The sequence below is a fragment of the Maribacter sp. genome, assembly GCF_039968975.1.
In the GTDB taxonomy this organism is placed as follows: domain Bacteria; phylum Bacteroidota; class Bacteroidia; order Flavobacteriales; family Flavobacteriaceae; genus Maribacter.
The window spans coordinates 18941-38661 of record NZ_JBDVOT010000060.1; the positions used below are offsets into that span (position 1 = coordinate 18941).

Annotated in this window: 10 protein-coding genes; 2 read left to right on the top strand and 8 right to left on the bottom strand. The window is 35.2% G+C overall.

Going from position 1 to position 19721, the window contains the following annotated elements; translation table 11 throughout:
* Positions 1 to 16 precede the first annotated feature (16 nt).
* The 4 genes from ABJI11_RS04125 to ABJI11_RS04140 all read right to left on the bottom strand — a co-directional run bounded on the left by ABJI11_RS04125 (position 17) and on the right by ABJI11_RS04140 (position 4722).
* The gene (locus ABJI11_RS04125; RefSeq protein WP_348349676.1) at positions 17 to 1393 is read right to left on the bottom strand and encodes a hypothetical protein; all 1377 of its coding nucleotides are present in this window, start codon (positions 1391 to 1393) and stop codon (positions 17 to 19) included.
* 12 nt (positions 1394 to 1405) lie between these two features.
* Positions 1406 to 2803: an RtcB family protein gene (locus tag ABJI11_RS04130; protein WP_348349678.1), complete on the bottom strand. Its 1398-nt coding sequence runs from the start codon at positions 2801 to 2803 to the stop codon at positions 1406 to 1408.
* A 135-nt stretch (positions 2804 to 2938) separates the two neighbouring features.
* Positions 2939 to 3988: a nucleotidyltransferase domain-containing protein gene (locus ABJI11_RS04135; protein WP_348349680.1), complete on the bottom strand. Its 1050-nt coding sequence runs from the start codon at positions 3986 to 3988 to the stop codon at positions 2939 to 2941.
* Entirely contained in the window at positions 3985 to 4722 is a 738-nt protein-coding gene (locus tag ABJI11_RS04140; RefSeq protein WP_348349682.1) for a nucleotidyltransferase domain-containing protein, read from the bottom strand. The genes ABJI11_RS04135 and ABJI11_RS04140 overlap by 4 nt, the downstream gene beginning before the upstream one ends.
* A gap of 92 nt (positions 4723 to 4814) precedes the next feature.
* Here ABJI11_RS04140 and ABJI11_RS04145 point away from each other — a divergent pair, with 92 nt between their 5' ends.
* Both ABJI11_RS04145 and ABJI11_RS04150 read left to right on the top strand, forming a co-directional pair.
* Complete coding sequence (locus tag ABJI11_RS04145; protein ID WP_348349684.1) at positions 4815 to 5831, top strand: WYL domain-containing protein; 1017 nt, start codon at positions 4815 to 4817, stop codon at positions 5829 to 5831.
* A gap of 92 nt (positions 5832 to 5923) precedes the next feature.
* A complete protein-coding gene (locus ABJI11_RS04150) occupies positions 5924 to 9361 on the top strand; it encodes a VIT domain-containing protein (RefSeq protein ID WP_348349686.1) in 3438 nt (1145 codons plus the stop codon).
* A gap of 141 nt (positions 9362 to 9502) precedes the next feature.
* Here the strand turns inward: ABJI11_RS04150 and ABJI11_RS04155 are convergent, their stop codons facing one another.
* From ABJI11_RS04155 to ABJI11_RS04170, 4 genes are read right to left on the bottom strand one after another with little or no spacing between them, the layout of a single operon-like run.
* Positions 9503 to 10843, bottom strand: a complete 1341-nt coding sequence (locus ABJI11_RS04155) for a hypothetical protein (RefSeq protein ID WP_348349688.1) — start codon at positions 10841 to 10843, stop codon at positions 9503 to 9505.
* Positions 10843 to 17034 carry an AAA domain-containing protein gene (locus ABJI11_RS04160; protein ID WP_348349689.1) on the bottom strand — a complete coding sequence of 2064 codons (6192 nt, stop codon included), beginning with the start codon at positions 17032 to 17034 and terminating at the stop codon, positions 10843 to 10845. Before ABJI11_RS04160 ends, ABJI11_RS04155 begins: the two co-directional genes overlap by 1 nt.
* Positions 17035 to 17039: 5 nt before the next feature.
* Complete coding sequence (locus ABJI11_RS04165) at positions 17040 to 17666, bottom strand: 4Fe-4S single cluster domain-containing protein (RefSeq protein ID WP_348349691.1); 627 nt, start codon at positions 17664 to 17666, stop codon at positions 17040 to 17042.
* Between the two features lie 5 nt (positions 17667 to 17671).
* Entirely contained in the window at positions 17672 to 19492 is a 1821-nt protein-coding gene (locus ABJI11_RS04170) for an AAA family ATPase (RefSeq protein ID WP_348349693.1), read from the bottom strand.
* Positions 19493 to 19721 lie beyond the last annotated feature (229 nt).

Genomic DNA, 19721 nt, shown 5'->3' on the forward strand with positions numbered 1-19721 from the left:
AGATGCAATTTTTATCTTAAATCTGATTTATTAGATCATATAAGAGGTCTTTTCTACTTTTACCATCCAATTGCTTTTCATAGCAACTGCTTAAAATCACCCCAAATTGTTGGGAAGGTTTTAAACCTAGATCAATCAAATCTTTTCCTGAAATCAAAGGTTTAATTTCATTCTCTCCAAATTTTTCAAAAAGGTTAAAACAGGTTTCAGATACTTTATGCTCGTCTAAAATGACATCTCTACCAGTTCTTCCAGCAGAATCAGCTTTGCTCTGCCAGCCCAAGATATCAATTCTACATTTGTTGTGTAACCTTTTCCAGGCTGCCTCCTTTGCCCCAGATACATATAATTGCCCAGGTCTCATATGTAAGCCAACAATAGTGGTTACCTTATGGATCAAAGTTTTATTATTGGTCATCCGTTTTAAAAAATTTTCGGCCAAGGGCATTCCCTTAACATCATGGCCATAAGCTGTTAATTCTAGGGTTGTCGTAGAGGGTTTACCTACATCATGTAACAATGCACCAAACATAAAGGGCAATTTCCATTTCTCAGGAATATGACCCCTTAATTTTGCAGCATTATCCAAAACCATACATGTATGTACCCAAACATCTCCTTCTGGATGCCATACAGGATTTTGAGGGCATCCAACTAAGTTTTGTAATTCAGGAAAATGCTTTAACCAGCCAGAATCTCTTAAAAATTCTAATCCTATAGAGGGTTGGTCTGCTTTAAGTAAAAGCTTTTCCCATTCTACAAAAATGCGCTCTGCCGGTAATTCTGAATAAGAATCTACCATTTTTCGACAAAGAGCCAAAGTTGATTTAGCGACCGATTTTCCTTTTCTCGGCAATAACTGCATGATACGAAGAACCCGTAGCGGATCTTCTATAAAGGTTTGCTCGTTGGTAGCCCTAAGAATACCTTTTTGCAAATCTACGAGTCCATTAAAAGGATCTACCAATTCTTTGGTATGTAAGTTTAGATACATGCTATTGATGGTAAGGTCTCTTCTTAATCCTGCCTCTTTAGGAGTCATATTTTCGTCTAGTTCAATGGTAAATCCTTTATGACCTATTCCCACTTTATTTTCTCTTCTAGGAATAGATATATCGATTTCTAAATTGGCTATGACTGTTTTAATAACACCAAAAGATTTACCAACCATATTACAATCAATATCTAGCCCCTCTATTAAATTGGTAAGTGCTACATAAGAAAGACCATAAACTTCAATATCTACATCTTTGATTTTTAATTCCTGTATTTCATCTATAACAGCCCCACCAATTAACATTGCAGTTCCGTTTTGTAATTCTATTTCTTTAAGGAATTTTTGGAAAGCAACTTCTTCAAAGAGTATATTCCTGGTCCTTTGTAAGTTTTCCATATTCTGTTTTATTTAAATTTTTCCTTTCTCTCTTCTTTTCTTCCTCCAAGGAGCATTTACCTGAAAATCTCCAGCCATAATGCAACCATAGGGCATTACTTTATCAATTATCTCTCCTAAGCCATACTCTTCCATTTGAGAACGAACCGTTTGTGCATTTTTATAAGCGCTGGGTAATTCAGAGATATCTATTTCTTTTGAAAAGAAACGAACATCTAATCCTTCCGTTTCCAAATTGAACAAGGCTTCTTTGGTAAAATCTGCATTGTTTCTTTTGTGTTGTGTTCTACTCATATTTCTACCAGCTCCGTGTGGGGCAAAACCTAAGTTCTTAACGGTTGTTTTACCTTCCACAATCAAAACAGGTTCAGCCATATTCAAGGGTATTAATCTTGGACCGGTAATATCAGGCATAAATTTAGGATCTAAGGGTGTAGCGCCTTTAGCATGGTAAAACAAATCTCCGTCTTTAAAAACAAAGTTATGCTCATTCCAATATCTGTCTTCAGCTTTCATTTCTAGAACTGCTAACGTAGCATTGTGAATACATTCGTGGTTTAATTTGGTCCATTTTCTTATCGTCTGCAACGCACTCCAGTATAATTGTCCTTCTTCAGTTTCAAAAGGAATCCATGCATTTTGTTTTAACGCAGCTGGGCAAAGATCTTTTCTAAATCGTTCTGCAATGTGCATTCCTTTTTTGTACAATCTTGCACCTGGCGCTCTAGAACCGTGATGAGTAATCATCATAGTATTATCAGTTTTTTCTGAAATACCAACAAATAAGAAGTGATTGCCATCACCTTGAGTACCTAAATGTTCTATTGCAAGACTTATGTCCTTTGGTGTATTCAATAGTTTATTTGCTTTGAACTCAGCTAATAATTCTTGGGGTAATTTATATTGTTTACCACGTGGTCTACCACCTGGTCCAAAATGTGTAATTGAATGTGCGGCATCTAAAACTAGTTTTGGATCTGTTTTTCCGAAATCGGTCAACATTACAGAGCAACAAATATCTGCACTATGCATACCTGGGTGAATCGCATTCTTTGCTACAACAACACCACCAACGGGTATTGTACCTAATGGTCCAGTTGGGCACGCATCAGGCATTATAGCACCATTGACAGTTGTAGGTGTGCGCATCAAAACTTTCATCGATTCCACTACTTTAGTTACATTGGTCTCTTCCAATTCATTTTCGGCTTTTATATTTATTTCGAATTCTGCAGGGTTAGAATGCAGGTTGATCATAGGTGGTAAACGATATTGCTCTAAGAAGTCTAACATAGCTTCTTCTTCCAACTGGTTTGCGTTAATATAATCTATGGCTTCTGGAAACCATTTTCCTGATCGAAAACCTAAATCGATCAATTCTTTTCCTGTGATGTTTATTGTATTTTTCATAATTTCTTTTAATTAGCTCTGCCGACTCCATTCGTTCGGCAGAGCGCTACACGAAGACTGTTTAACTGGTCTTCTTTATGATTCTGGTACAAACTTGAGAACTATCTACGTAATTATTTTGCGTAGTTAAAATTTTTAATAGAATTGTTCTCTTATTTCTACTAATAATTTGTTTACCGTATACAAATCAGGTCTTTCCATAAGGCTTGATTTTTCATAGATATCATCTAATTCCAATCTTAACTTTTCTGCCCTTTTAACTAGCTCTTCATATTCGAATTCAGCATTTTTTATGGACAAAAGAAAGTCTCTGTCTGTTCTTTTAATATTGATTCTACTTTCTGCACCTATTTCTTTTGCCATATGCAATAATCGAAAAGTATGCATCATATTTTTTGCATCGTAGTTTTTACTATGTGAGATATTGCTTTTGTATCGATCTTCATTTCTTTTTTCTACCCAAGACCAATATTCTTTATATTTTTTGCAATAAGATGAATACCCATCTCTATTAAAGTATAGAATAGCTACTGGCATCTCTGATTTAGGAATAGAACTCAGACAGACTTCATTCGCATTTTCTCGGACGATTCCACTATACTTCATATAAGGATTATAGAATAGATTGTAACAGTCTTTCATGTGGCTTATTTTTGCCAATCCGCAACGGGTTGCATCGAGGTCTTCAGTTTCTAAAAATGTATGCAAAGGCACCGAACGTTTTTCTTTTCGAACAAAGCAAAAATCAGTAACAGATTTTCGTTCTTTTTCTACTGGATTTACTATTTTCTTCTTCAAGCCTCTTGCCTTTTTAATTTGAGTAAAAGCATAATTGGCAAAAGTGTCTTTGCATAACTTTGAAAGGAAGTATTTAGATTTAAGCGTATCATATATAGGATGTTTTAAAAGAACGCAATCTTCTGGTGCACTTAAAAGCTCAAGAATATTAGGGTTGTTTTTTGAAAGAAGTTCCATGAATTTCTTGAGCTCATAATAAACAATATCATTCGTCTCGTTATTTATTTGACCCACATATTCTAGTGAATAGTACTTTTCTTTTGGCAATATAAAAACTCCACGAATATCCGTATCCGAGGTAGGGGTAGCAAGTCCGTATGCTCTACTGCCGCTTATACATTCAAATATGATGTTTCCTGAAGCTTTTAGTTCTTCTATTGTTTTCATTTGGTCAAGGTTTTATATAAAAAACTATCTATTCTATCTGTATCAGGGTTTCCGCCAGAAAGTGATTTTGCGTACTTCTCATTAGTACAAATAACTCTTGTTATGAGTTCTATGATCTTTTCATTTCTAGAATGCAGATAACTTTCGTTATTCTCTGATTTTATAGCCATTAAATTTCTTATTTCATCTTCTTCATCCTTTTTAACCAGAGATAGCATTTTACTAAAAACAACTGGTGGCATTGTATTATGTTCTAGTATCCATTTACCCGCCAAAGCTGTTCGTAATGCATAAAACAAACTCTTTAGTTTTACTTTTTTATCCGTTAGCTTTTCTTCATATTTTTTGCTCATACTTAAATAATGGTACATACAAGCTACTGGAGAAAAGCAATCTTCAGCTATGGCTCTAAGTTCTTTTATAGATTCACTTTCTTCTATATATGTTATAGGAGAAAATAGATGTTCTAAAGCAGGTACGTTAGACTTTTTAAGAAGACGCAGCTTCTTTCGAAGTTCCCAACCAACAGCGTCAAAATCACCATCCATAATATCGATAGTATCTTTTTTTTCTGAAACAGATAGATACCAGTCTAGGGGATGAGTGTAAACAAATCGAACATCGTAATCACTATCTGGTGATGCAAATCCCCAAGCTCTGCTACCTGATTCGCAAGCATAAAGGATAGATACTTTTTTATCTTTTGCTAAATTGTTTAGTTTGTCTATCATCATTTCTTTAATTATGATACAAATATGACAATGTACTACGCAGTTATTTTGCGTAGTAAAAATTGATGTATTATTTTTAGTAAAAATGAATTGAAATGGCAATCAATAAAAATGCACTTATCCGTTATAAAACGATTGATAAATGTCTTCAGAATACATACCGTAAATGGACATTAGATGATTTAATAGAAGCTTGTTCAGATGCTTTATATGAATATGAGGGTCGTGAAATCAATGTAAGCAAACGTACCGTGCAAATGGACATTCAGTTAATGCGAAGCGATAAATTAGGTTACAATGCACCCATAAAAGTTTACGATAAAAAATATTATAGGTACGAGGAGGATGAGTATTCCATTACAGATATTCCCATCACAGAAAATGATATGAATGTGCTTAGTGAAACTGTAGAAATGCTAAAACAGTTTAAAGACTTTTCATTGTTTTCTGAATTAGGGGGCATTATTCAACGTTTAGAAGATAAGGTATACACAGAGAAAACACATCAAGCTTCAATCATTCATTTAGACAAAAACGAGAACCTAAAAGGACTACATTGGTTGGATGAATTGTATCAAGCAATTCAGAAAAAAATAGTATTGAAATTGGAGTATCAATCTTTTAAAGCAAAGCAATCTGGGGTGATTCAATTTCATCCTATACTATTAAAAGAATTTAATAATCGTTGGTTTCTAATTGGAAAAGGTGCAAAATCAAGAGGAATTGTAAATTTAGCTTTAGACCGTATTAAGAGTGTTGATTATGCTTTTTCCGTGCCTTATATACCTGTAGAGTTCAATGCAGATGAATTTTATAAGAACGTAATTGGGGTAACTGTAAACCAAGGGGAAAGAGCAAGTAATGTAAAGCTGTGGGTACATCAAAGGCACGCACCATACGTTGAGACAAAACCCTTACATCATTCGCAATGCATTGAAGAAAGAAATGAAGACGGTAGCATAGTTATAGGTATTAAGGTCAAATTGAATTTTGAACTAGAACGAATTATATTAGGCTACGGCGAAGCTATGAAGGTTTTGCAGCCAGAGCGTTTAGTCAAACGCCTTGCTCTACGAGTAAATAGAGCAAAGAAGATGTATGATGTAGAGTAAGCTTAACTCATTCAAATGACCTGTTCACTCAGTTTGCATTTCATATCTCGTAGTTCATGAAGACTTTTATCAAAACCATAAAACTACCAATCATGAAAAAGCTGATTTTACTAATTTCTCTATTCATATGTACACAGTTTTTTGCCCAAGAGTCCCTTGAAATAGTACTGAAAGACTCTAGCAGACTAAAACTTACTAGTTTAAAAATCGATGTAAATATTATTGGCAATTTTGCCAACACTACCTATGATATGATGTTCTATAATGAATTAGATAGAACGTTAGAGGGAGAATTAGTATTTCCTTTAGGAGATGGGCAGTCCGTTTCTAAATTTGCGATGGATGTTAATGACAAACTTCGCGAGGCAGTTATTGTAGAAAAAGAATTGGCTCGTGTTACCTTTGAAAGTACAATAAGGCAAAATATAGATCCAGGTCTGTTAGAGAAAACAGAAGGCAATAATTACAAGGCACGAATTTATCCGATTTTACCCAAAAAGCATAAGCACATTGTTTTGATTTTTGAGCAAGAATTATCAACATTAAATCAACGTCAAATTTATGAATTGCCTTTAGGTATGAAAGCTAAATTAGATGATTTTTCAATACAAATGAACGTACTGAATGATGGAAAACTACCTAAAATAAAAAGTGATGTTGCAAACTTCTTTTTTAAGGAAAGTAACGATGGTTTTACGGCATCTTTAGAGAAACAGAATTATAGACCAAACATACCAGTTATAGTAGAATTGTCAAGTACTGGAAATGCAGAAACACAATTGAGTTTTCAAGACTATTTTTATATAAATCAAACGCTTAAACCAAATACTAGGCTGAAGCAAAAGCCTAAGAAAATCACTTTGCTTTGGGATACTTCGTATTCATTAAGAAATAGAAATGTAGAAAAAGAATTAGCCATACTTGGTGAATATTTTTATTACCTAAGAAACGTCGAAGTAAATTATATTTCTTTTAGTAATTCTATAGTTCAAACTAAAATTTATAAAATAGAAAATGGTGATTGGCTAGAATTAAAAGAAGCATTAAAAGATGCTGTTTATGATGGTGGTACATGTATGGATTTTTCTAAGTCATTAGCAAAAATTTCGGGCGAAACACTTTTGTTTACAGATGGTTTAGCTAATCTCGGAGATTATGCTAGTACTAATAAAGGCTCAATTTATACATTTAACTCTACTACTTCTGCAAATCATGAATTGCTAAGAGAAGTCGCTACATTATCTGGTGGCAGTTATATTAATCTGGTTAGGTTGCCACAAACCGAAGCTTTAAATATTTTAAAACAGGAGACTTTTCAATTTTTAGGATACCAGCAGAATAATGATTTCTGGGAGGTGTATCCAAATAAGAAAACAAACGTATCAGAAGATTTTACTCTTTCTGGTAGATTTTCAAAAAACAGCACTATAGAGTTGTTATTTGGATATAGTGGAAAAGTAACGGAGCGCATCAAACTTCAGATTAATAAAAATAAAAGTGATGAGGTAGTAAAACGATTATGGGCTAAACAAAAGCTAAAGCACTTAAGTAGTAATAAAGATGAAAATAAAGAAGAAATAATTTCGCTTGCAAAAAGCCATTATTTGGTAACAGATTATACTTCAATGTTGATTTTAGATAGGGTTGAAGATTATGCGAAGTATCGTATTGAGCCACCCTTTGAATTGAAAGCTGAATACAAAGAACTAATTAGAAATTTGGAAGAAGACGAAGCATATCATCTTGAGCGATTAAATGATAGAAAAGAAGATTTGTTCCGTAATTATGATAAAATTTTAGACTGGTATTCAACCAAGTACCCTAAAAAGAATATTAAGCAAAATAATGAAGAAACAGCCAATAATGATAGTTCTAGTATAGAAACAAATACTATTACTGCAGACACGATTGAGTTAGTCGAAAATACGGTGAGTCAAACTCCAAACCCTAGTGTTATAAATATTGATTCGACAAAAAATATAGTTTCAGGTACGGTTGTAGATGAAGAAAATACTCCGATACCTGGGGTAAGTGTAATTGTGCAAGGTACAACAAATGGCACTTCAACAGATTTCGATGGTAATTTTAGTATAAATGCAGAGGAAAATGATGAGTTAGAAATATCATATATAGGTTATGGCTCAGTGATAAAAACAATTACTAATTCTAGTGATATTTCTATAGCAATGGAAGAAAGTACTGAATATTTAGAGGAAGTAGTGGTAGTAGGATATGGAATGGTGGTGAAAAAGAGTATAACTGCTTCTGTCAGCTCAGTGGTCTCCGAAGCCTTACAAGGAAAGGCAGCAGGGGTAGAGATTACACAGAATTTAGGTGAGCTGGGTTCAGGCTCAAATATTGCGGTTAGGGGTGTCAATTCAGTTACAGCTAATAGCAATCCGCTTTATGTTGTCGATGGTCAAATTGTTTCAAAGAACCCGATGGGTGAGCTACAACCTGAAGACATTGATGGTATGCAGGTTTTAAAAGCATTAAATGCGGCTTCAATTTACGGAGCTAGAGCGTCAAACGGTGTAGTTATTATAACTACAAAGAAAGGCTTGGAAACTAACCTTGAAGCAATTGAAAAATTTAATCAAGAAATAAGTGATCAGATAGACCTTAAATCTTGGAATCCTGATACGCCCTATATTAAGATTCTAGAAAAAGAACCAAATACAGAATTAGCCTATAGTAAGTATTTAGAAATTAGAGATGAATATTCGAATAGTCCCTCTTTTTACCTTGATGTATCTGACTATTTTGAGCGTAAAGAAAAATCAGCTATTGCAATTAGAATTTTAACCAATTTAATGGAAATTGAATTAAGTAATCATGAATTAATGAAAGCACTAGGTTACAAACTTGAGTACTTCAATCAATATGATTTAGCAGTAGTGGTTTATAAAAAAGTTTTAGAATTAAGACCAGAAGAACCACAATCTTACAGAGATTTGGCTTTGGCTTATGAGCAATTGGGCGAAATTCAAAAAGCTTATGATTTATTATTTAAATTATATAATGGCGATTTATTAGAAAAAGATGAGGATGAACGTTTTAATGGAATAGAGCAAATTGCTTATGTTGAACTAAATAGACTTGTACATAAGTATGGTGACAAACTAAAATTAAAAAAAGAAGAGAAAGAGAAATTTAAACCTCTTGATACAGATGTAAGAATTGTGATTGACTGGAATCATAATGATACAGACATAGATTTATGGATTGTTGATCCTAAAGAAGAAAAAGCATATTACTCAAATCAAGAAACAAATATAGGGGGGCATATGTCTGAAGATATGACAGAAGGCTATGGTCCAGAAGAATTTATGTTGAAAGATGCTGTTAAAGGCGAGTATAAAATTTTAGTAGATTATTTTGCTGATGACGTTCAGAAAATTTCAGGCCCAACTGTATTAAAAGTTACGATGTTTACCGATTATGGCAAACCAAATGAAGAGCGCAAAACTACGGTAGTGCGACTTGATAAAGAAAAAGATGAACTAGAGGTGGGTAGTTTAAAATTTTGAGTAATAGTTTTCCTGAATTTTATTCAATATTTACATGTAGTAGAAAGTAAAAAGCACTGTTAAGTTATAATTTAATAGTGCTTTTAAATTTATGTCTTCACCATAGAAGCATACGAATAAGTTACCTGAAATAGCAAAATTCTAACTACGCCTTTTCTTCTCAACACCTTGCTTACGGCTTTCATACCCACTATTTAGAGGTACTTCTTTAAGAGGAATTGCACCAGGCTCTTCCATTTTATCAATGATGATTTCTAAATCTTTATTAGCGAATAAAGTTCTTATCTCATCAATATCATCACACCAGGTTTCTTCTTCATTTTTATCTAGACTTGGAGATCTTTCGTTACTGCGGTTTTCGTCCGCTACTACACGGGCTTGAATTCTACTCAGGTTAGTAGGGCTCATAATTTCCACTCCGTAGAGTGAGTTTGTAGCCTTTTTCACGACTAGGCGTCCATTTTCTACCCAAGCAGTTTGCATATTGTCATTTATGGCGTACCCCGCTTTTTCTAAGGCAGATTTAATGGCAATTCTTCTCGCCTCTACTATTCGGCTTTCAGAAGTGTTCTTATAAAAAGTTCGAGCCTTTTCTGCTGTTTCTAATAGAAGACTAAGTTCTGAAGATTGGAGTATTTTCGTCCATTGTGGTACAAATTTGAAATCCTCACCTAATGTTTTAATAAGGAGTAGACTATTACTGAGGTCTTCACGGGCATCACGAAGTGCATGTTCATTTTTAGTAAAGTCTGCCGCATCTATGATAAGTGAATCTAATTGCACCTCATAATTTAATGCGTTGGCATCAAGTTGTCCGCAGCGATCTATCAATGTCTGTATTTTTTCTTGAGACATTTCATGCACGTACATTTCTTTAAGAGTCTCTTCTAGTTTCTTTAAACGAGATTTGGTTCTCGGTAGTTTGGCTTTCCAATCGGTAACCGAGAGCATACTGTCGCCTTTAGACAAACGCTCTTGCAATTCCAGTTGTTCCTCAGATAATGCGTCGGCTTTAGAAATTGATTTTTGTAGCAGTTCATATAAGTTATCTACTTGAGACTTATATGTCTTTAAATGACTCTTGGTTAGAATACTAGGAGCATTAAAGGGTTCAATAAGTATGTTTTTTTCTTTTGATAGCGCTTTTAACTCATTATGCGTACTCTTAAGATGCCTAAAAGTGTCCCAATCTGTGGTTCTTTCACTAGCAACTTTATGTTTAAGTTTTTTAAGTTCGGCATTTAAGTAGGCTATCTGCTGCGGTACTTCTTGCTCTATTTGTCGGTAATCATCTATGGTTAAATTGGCATAAAATTCATGGGTCTCTAAAAGCCCTTTCTCCAAATCTTTATCCAATAAATTATTATTCTGAGCATAGACTTCAGTTCTTACCAAAGCTTCTTTTAGTTGCGTTAGCCAACGGTCTTTTATAATCTGTCGTTCTTGTGGTGTAACAATACGTACTACTTTAGGTCCGCTCATTAGTTCTGTATAAGTGCCGTTTCAATGGCGTTTTTTAGTTTTAATTGCTCTTCTTGGGTATTCTCTAGCCACTGATAAGATGTGGTTCTATGAATATGTGGAATAGATCTTTTTAAAACATTCGGGCGCCACAATTCTCTGTATCGCGCTTGCTTTAAAAGATTATCATATGGAGCGTCACATTCTATACCTAAAATAAAATGACCGTGTTGTTTGTCTCTAATGGCAAGGTCCATATAGAATACCGAGTTCTCATTATCTTCGACAGTTTCATATCCTAAACTTTCCACAAATGCTTTAACTATATTTTTAAATCCGTCATTTCTAACCTTAGATATTTGTTGATGATTACCGGTTGATAAAAGACGTAAAGTTTTGGTAGCAATATCTATTTGCTCGTTTGAATGTATTTCTGCATAATTAAGATATGTCTGTATATAATCTCTTGGTTTAGAAGCTAGTCTACCTGTTGATAAAATATCTGATATTGCTTGCGTAGGCATAGAGGTCGCAATTACCACCTTGTTTCTTGCTCTGGTAATAGCCACATTAAGACGGCGTTCACCACCGCGATGACCCAATGCACCAAAATTACGGCGGAAAGCACCTAACGGATTAATACCAAAAGTGGTACTGAACAAAATCATATCACGCTCATCTCCTTGAACGTTTTCTACATTTTTAACAAAGAAGCCCATGTCTTCTCCATCTTGCTGTTTGTTACGAGCTATAGTAAGCGCACGACTAAAATTAGCATTTTCTGCAGCGTATTCTTCAATAGTATCTTCTATAAGCTCTGCTTGTTTTTTATTGAAAGTAACAATGCCTGTACTAAGTCTTTCGGCTTCTGGTAACGCCCAATGCTTCGCTAAATATTCTATGAGGGTATTTGCTTCTGCAACATTGGTCTGTTCGTCATAGATTCCATTAACGCGAAGTACTTCAATAGGCTTAACAGCTGCAATTTCTTCTTTAGGGTGATACGCGGGAATGTGAAGCATAGCATCATAAAACGCATAATTAGAATAATTAATAAGCGCTTTGTATTGTGATCTATAATGAATTTGTAGGGTAGTGGTAGGTAAAACTGTTTTTGCCAAAGAAAGTAGATCGGGACTATCTTTTACCTCTTTCTTGTTCCATGCGTCTTCATAATTTACAAGATCTTCTTCAGAATGGTCCTCATCAAGTTCTGCTTGGTCTATATCATCATCGTCTTCTTCCAGTTTTTTTGTAAAAAATCCTGTTGGTGGCATTTGTTTTTCATCTCCGCTTATGATTACCCTTTTACCTCTATATAATGAAGGTATAGCGTGATCCACCAACATTTGTGAAGCCTCGTCAAAAATAACAACATCAAACATACCGGCTTGTAGGGGTAATGCTTGAGAGACCACTTCTGGATTCATAAGCCATACAGGTCTCAATTCTAATAGCCCCAAGGGTTCGCCTTCAGAAATAAACTCACGGAGTTTTTTGTAATTTTTACCTCTTAATCTGGTTATACTGTTCCATGCGGTTTGTGATTCTATATCATCAAAATTATAATTGAGGGCTAACGTATTTCGGTTGAGCTCTTTCATTTCATCTAGATGGTCCTCTAGATCACTAATTTTATTTTCTACCTCACTCTCTGCCATAAGCATAGAAGGGTATGACTTTTCTATGCGTTGTTTCCAAGCCAATAAACCTTCTCTATGTAGTGATGTGGCAATAATAGATGACCATTTTTCCTTAGCAAAATTGGATATTTCTTTTTCGTAGTTTCTAAGAATAGCGAATATTTCTATAAGCTCATTTTTAGACGGGCTATCATTAAAACGTATTCTAAATTTTTGATAGGGAACAAAATTTACCATATCAGTAATGATATTTTTAGCTATGCTCAAATCCGTATCATTTTCCTCAACTGCATTTTTAAATAATGAGACAGCTTCTGGTGTCAGCCATTTTTCTAGCTCATGTAATTTACCAAGAGATTGCTGCCTGTTTTCAAAACGCTTGCTGGCGCTCTCTAAAGCAATTGAGAATTCTGTATATGCATTCTCATCTCCTATTTCCAGAATTGCTCTGGCTTCGTCCTTTGCAGGACAGCTTCTTAAAGTACTAACCAATAAGATGGCTTTTTCAAGCGCTCTGGCAGTAGATTTTACTTCTACTCCTAGTCGTCTGGGTTCTGTTATAACCAGAGAATTAGTCTTCAATTTTACAAGATGCTGCGCATATTCATTTCGGTAAGCTCTAAAATTGTTCTCATAGCTTACGGCAGCTTGTAATTCGTTAACAGATTGTTGATTTAATGGAAGACGATGCTTATTCGTTACTTTTTTAAGTTGTGATTTATATATCCAATAGAAAGGGTTGAGCACTTTTAAACTTGAAGTACTTAAATAGGTAGCACAAGCTTTATCCAATTTCAATACATTTTCATCATCTAAACTATCAAAATATGGAGCAAAACGGTCGTCTTGGTAATTAGAGATGAGCTGTTCTACTTGTTCTAATAATTTAAGAAGTTTGTCATGAATATCATCTCCTATGGACCGGCTATCAAATTCATCATAAAGAAGATGTAGCCAAAGTTGACTTTGAGAAGCCTGCGATTTTGATACATTGAGTAATACCTCTTTATGTTCAGCTAACCACTCACCATAATATGCGGCATTAGGGGTGTCAAGCTTTCCAGAAGTCTCCTTAATGAACTGTACACGTTCTTTTTCCGCTTCATAAAAAGTGTTCAAGTCTTTGGTCAATACAGATTCTGTATTACTGTCAAAAGAAGTGACTTGGAGGTTTTGAAGATGGTTATTTTCATATTTAGACGGAACCCAACCTGTTATTAAGCTGCTTATTTCTTCAATATGAATGTTAAGCTTATTTCTAGTGCTGTTTTCAAAAAGCATTCTCAGCTCTGGTACTTCAATGTATTCTTTAGAAGTAATATCAATTAATTCTGAAAGTACATTACGATAGCTTAAACCAGAAGTTTCGTCTACAAGATGAATTTGATGTGATAGTACGTCAAGATTAGCTTCTAATCGATCTATTTTTTTTCCAAGATTTTCACGTTTCTGAGTTAGATTATCTAAGGTTTTTTGATTGTAAGGTTGAGAATAGTAATGTGCCACTTGTTCTCGAATACCTTGTATAATAGGTTGGCGGTCTCTTGATAAGTCTGTAATCAGCAAAGCTCTCTTTTCTAGACCTACAGCTTGCAATCTTTTTAGAATAACTTGTATTGCCGCTCTCTTTTGAGAAATGACCAATACTTTTTCGTTTCTACCTATGCAATCAGAAATGATATTTACAATGGTCTGACTTTTACCCGTACCTGGCGGACCTTCTATAACAATACCCGGGGCTGTTCTACTTTTTAGAACGGCGTTATCTTGAGAAGGATCAATAGCCATTGTCGTGTAACGACCATTTTCCGAGCTTTCCTCAACTTGCTCAATAATCTCAGGTTCGGATATTTTTAAAATGGGCTCCATTGAAGAGCCTGTATGCGGTAATTTCTGTAAAAGGCGCAAGTCTTCACTAATTGCCTGACCTGTGAAATTAGCATTGAAAAACACTGCAGAAGGATGCAGCTCCGTACCAACTTCATCTCTTTTATAGTTAACGCTTGGGTGAGCGGTAAGTTCGTTGCTTTTTGCAGGAAAACATGCGCTAAAAGCATCGATAATTTCAGAACTATGTAACGATTGTCTACCTAGAATCTCACGGCTTATTTTCTCTAGTTTTTTATAACTATCAGGATCTAATGTATTTGCAAGAGCAGGGTTCAACCTTATTTCACCCTGCGCATAATCAAAACTTATTTTCAACGATGTAGTTGCTCTAGAACTAAAGTCTAAATGAACTGGCCATAATAGAATAGGCATGATACGTGGCCTGTGGGTCATTTTCTGTTGAGCTATCAAAAACGGAAACCCCATGAATAGTGAATCTAAACCTGTATCGCGCTTAAAATTGGCAGCTTTAAGCAACATTCTTCTCGTTCGTCTTGCTAACAGTGCATTTTTATTGAAAGCCAAGGGGTCTACATTTTCCGTACCTGTAGATCTTTTAAGAATATTTTGTACAAGCTTTTCAGTAGATTTTAAGCTAGTGCCAAGTTCATTAACGTCAATACGAGCCGAGTGTTTTGATATAATCAACCTAACTAACGGACCTCTAGAGGATGCGTACACCACTTTTTTCTCAAAATGACGTAATAAGCTAGAACCGTATTCATGTTTAGGCGGTGCTACCCATCTGTTTTTAGGAATAGATAGACATAGTACAGAAGGTATAATGGGTAACCTCTTTTCAATTCTGAAACGATCTGCCCATCTATCCAACGCTTCATTGTTACAGCGAGAGAAACCTTCTAAATGGTTGTTTAGCATCTCAAAGATTTCTAATCTATACTTTATAAGACAAGCTTCATAAAAAGGTACGTTGAGTTCTAAATCATGCTTTTTTGCAAGTTTTTTTGTTTTGTTTATAAGTTCCTCTAATGTAATAAACTGATTACGACTGGCACTTAAAACAAGTATCATATCTTCTTCACGAACCCTTAGATTGCTCATAACATCTGAAAGTCCGGCATTATGTGCATCTGGATAAAGGCGACGCAAGAAATCCATTTCAGATTTAAGTTTTACTCGTGAAGAACTAAGGCTGTAAATTAAAAACTTATCATTGTCTAATTGAATTTCTTGGTTTTTGGCTTTTCGCGTAATGTTCGCTTTTCTTTCCTTAAGCTGAATGAGCCATTTTTCTCGCTGAATACTTGCTAAATAATCGGGTACTTGGCTTTCAACAAGGTTAATAGCTTCTTTCGTATTTCCCATAAGCCATGCCGGGATTACAATCTGTCCTCGCCAAGTAAGCGGCAATGCCTCATTTAAAACCATTAAGGCTAGGGGATAGCGCCATTCTAAAGCAATATCCTCTTTATTTCTAAGATCACGAACAGCGGCAGATTTTTGGTCTTTACCAAGAACCTCACTTACCCAGCTGGCAAGAGAACCAGAATTAAAAAGCGATAAGCCCTCTTCCCAATGTTCCTCCTCGGCAGCAGCTAAGGCAAAGAATGCAACATTGGTGTAACTTTCAGAACCCAAAGTAATTTTCTTTTCTTTTTTCGTAGTCGTTGTAAGGTGTTCTACAGGAGCTAAGACCTCTTCATTTTTAAGCCATTTATCTACCTGTTCCCAATTCCAACGTTTTACTGGGTCTCTGTAAAGTAAACCCTTAAGCAAATGCAAAATACGCTCATCAATAGAAGGTGGAATATCTACGCCTCTAGTGATCAAGTGAATCATAAATGCTTTATCATTGATATTTTCAAAGAATTCTCCCTTTGTAATATGTTCTAGGACAATCATACCTAAACTCCACCAATCTGAAGCCGGACTAACACCACCTATAATGGCTTCAGGGGCGGTATATCTGGTAAGTTCTATGGGTGTGTCCGTATCTAGATCATAATCTGACAAACGTGCAGAACTGTAATCTATAATAACCACATCAAAATTTTCAGAATCTCTCAGTAGAAGATTTTTAGGACAAATATCGCGATGACGAATACCAGCCTTAGAAAAATCGTGTATAGCTCTACCGACTTCATCCACTAATTTCTCTATTTTATCAAGCTCTAGATAATCCAATTTATCTAAAGACCCACCATCTATACATTCGGAAACTTCAAAAAAGCGACCGTTCCATTCACCGGTTTTTATAAGTGTGGCAATATGGTCGCTATCCATCTTGTCCAATACTTTGTAAATACCTTTGTCCGGCTCGCTGTTTTCAAAATACAGGGTTAGAAAGTACTCCTTGTCTGCAGCGTCTTTGACTATAAAGCACTCTTTGGTAGTGCGTTGTGCTTTTACAGTTTTAACAATCTGATATTCATCTATTTGTTGGGTATTGGTATTTTCATGCGCACTAGTTAGCGTTTCAATATCTGCACCACATTCCATACACATAAAGTCGTTTGGCTGAACTTCGTGTCCGTTAGTACAGTAACGCGCGTTTTGTATAACAGGTGTGTTTTCAATTTCTACCTTACCGCCTTTTGGTGTTTGGGTAACGTTCATGAGCAACCAACTACACGTAGCATCATTGACCGTGTTTTGGCAGTACATTTCTTGAACAGGGCGTTCACTATTACAAGCAGGGCAGAGTCTTACAAATTCCATAATTATTACTTTTTGATCACTGCTTGACTGTGCGTTAGGGTTACATTATTCTCCTTACTTGCTTGGGTAATCTCATTCATCCCGTCAACGGGTATGCCTGCCATCCAAATAGTTTCTGGGGTAATATGAAGGTCTAATTTTTTCTCTATGGGTTCTTCTAGATATGTAGTGAATTCATTTTTACCTACCGATGTTAGAAAGTGAACCTTTTGATTATCACTACCAAGAAGTCTTTTGGTCTGGCTTTGAGTATGGTCATAAGGTTCAGATATTAATACATCTATCAATCCGTTTTGCATTAGCTTTTTTTCTTTTAATACATCAAACGAATATCCGCTATAGACCAAAATATTCTTATCATAGGAGTTTAAAAATTCGAGCAACTCCGAAAGAGGTTTTTCTTGATCAAAAGGTTCACCGCCAGAAATGGTAATTCCGTCACATTGTGGTAACCATGTTTTTAAAACTTGCTTTAAGTCTTTCATGGATACCTTGTTGGTATTAAATTGCCAAGTATCCATAGAAATACACCCTTCACAATGAATAGAACAGCCTTGCAGCCAAATACCTATACGTTTTCCAGGACCTAATGTTGTAACCGGATAGTGCACACGAGAAATATGTATATCCATATAGGTTATTGTTTTTTCAGAATGATTGTTGTGCCCGTACTATCTATGGTAATAGCAGTAGCTTTTAAATTATCATTAGGTGCAGGGTTAAGACTGAAAAGAGAACGTGAAATAGGGGTAATAAAGTGATATTCTATTTTATTTCTAATACCACGCCCACCATTACTTAGGTCTTTTAAGGCTAATTCTTTTAGACTGTTTTTTACGGAGTCATCTATATTCAAGGTGATGTTCAGTTGTTTTTGTATAGCTTTCAAATGGTTATCAAGCATCATATCAAAAATCATCTCGCCAACATGTGGTCTTATATAGTCAAAAACAATAATATTATCACCAATACGATTTAGAAGTTCAGGCCTGTTCAGTTCAAACTTGAAATAATTCTCAATTTCATATTTAATTTTTTCTTGTATGGTAACAAAAGGATCCTCATAAGAAGTATGGGCAATACGACCACCAGTAGGTGTCTTCTTATAAATACCTAGGTTAGAGGTGAAAATAATAAGGGTTTCAGAAAAATAAACCTTATCGCCACGACCGCTGGTGAGAACACCATCATCTAGTATTTGTAAAAACTTATCCAGTATACGCGGATGTGCTTTTTCAATCTCGTCAAATAATAGAACGCTAAAAGGTTTTTCACGTACCGCATTGGTTAGTTCACCACCAACATCATACCCGATATACCCAGGAGGAGCGCCTAAAAGACGCTGGTCTGAATGCTCTGCACTGAACTCTGACATATCAAAACGGATGTAAGCATTCTCATCGCCAAAAAGTAAACTGGTCAATGTTTTTGCTAATTCCGTTTTACCTACTCCCGTTGGTCCTGCCAAAAAGACAACACCTCTAGGGCGACTATTTCGTTTGGAAGAACCTACACCTGTAATAGCTCTTTTAACTATGTCCATTATGTGCTGTACAGAATGATCTTGCCCTTTTACTCGAGTCTTTATAAAGGTTTCTCCCTGTACTATTTTCTCTCGGTCTATATTGATCCAAGGATCTTCTGTAACCCCAATCTTATATCTACGTACGGCATCGGCAATATGGGTAATGGGAATAGATTCTGCTCTTGTAAGCTCTATAATTGCAACAAGGTCTAAAAGTAGTAGGCCTTCTGTTTCATTTACAAAATCGGTAACAATTTTATCTACGTCTTCATCTTGTTTACCAAAACCTTGAATCAGTGTATCCACAAGTCTTCTGCGTACAATGTGGTCTGGTTTTTCTATGGGAATATGGCGTATTTTGGGGTTGTTTACCACCATCCAATCTGGCAGATCACCTTCTTTGTCAACAATCCAAATAACCGAATTGTAAAATGGGGTAGGCGGATTGCCGTGTGGTCTTGTATTTGTAGTTTGTGAAAGTACGTTTGCAAGACTAAAAGTATCATGCTCCGCTTTTACCAAACTTTCAGGATTCATGAGTAATTGCGATGCAAAATCTACAATCAATGCAATAGGACTTTCCTTGAAGTTGACTATAGATTGAAGAACGCTATTAAAAGTATCCAGATTATTAAAACTAGTAGGACTGCTTAGCGGTATGTTCAGCTTGTTGAAAAGGGCTTTTTTCTCATCAGGGTTACCGGTGAAAAAAGGAATGTCAAATCCGTCTAACGGGTTGTAATATAACACCTCTTCATACCCTAAACTTTTAAGTTCAATGTCAATCGCATTTTCTAGCCTATGCCAGTTAAAACCGCCAAAACCATTGTCAATAAGTTGTAAGTCTTTGGTGTTCCCAGAAAGTATAAATTGGCTCTTAAGTGTTACAAATCTTCTAAGGTCCTGTAGCCATCTTACTTTGGTATCTTTCATATATGTTTTGACTTGAAATTTATAAAGCTGTATAAAGGCTTTTTAATTGAACGATATCAGTTGTTTAATATTTTAAATAAAAGATAATAACAACTACGTCAAGTGTACTCAAATATAAATGATTCTATTTGAAAATAGTTTGTGTAACGTAGTATTTAGGTTACGTTTTCACGACAATTAAAATACAGTATGGTAATGATCTATAAGTAATACATTGTCTAATTATGCA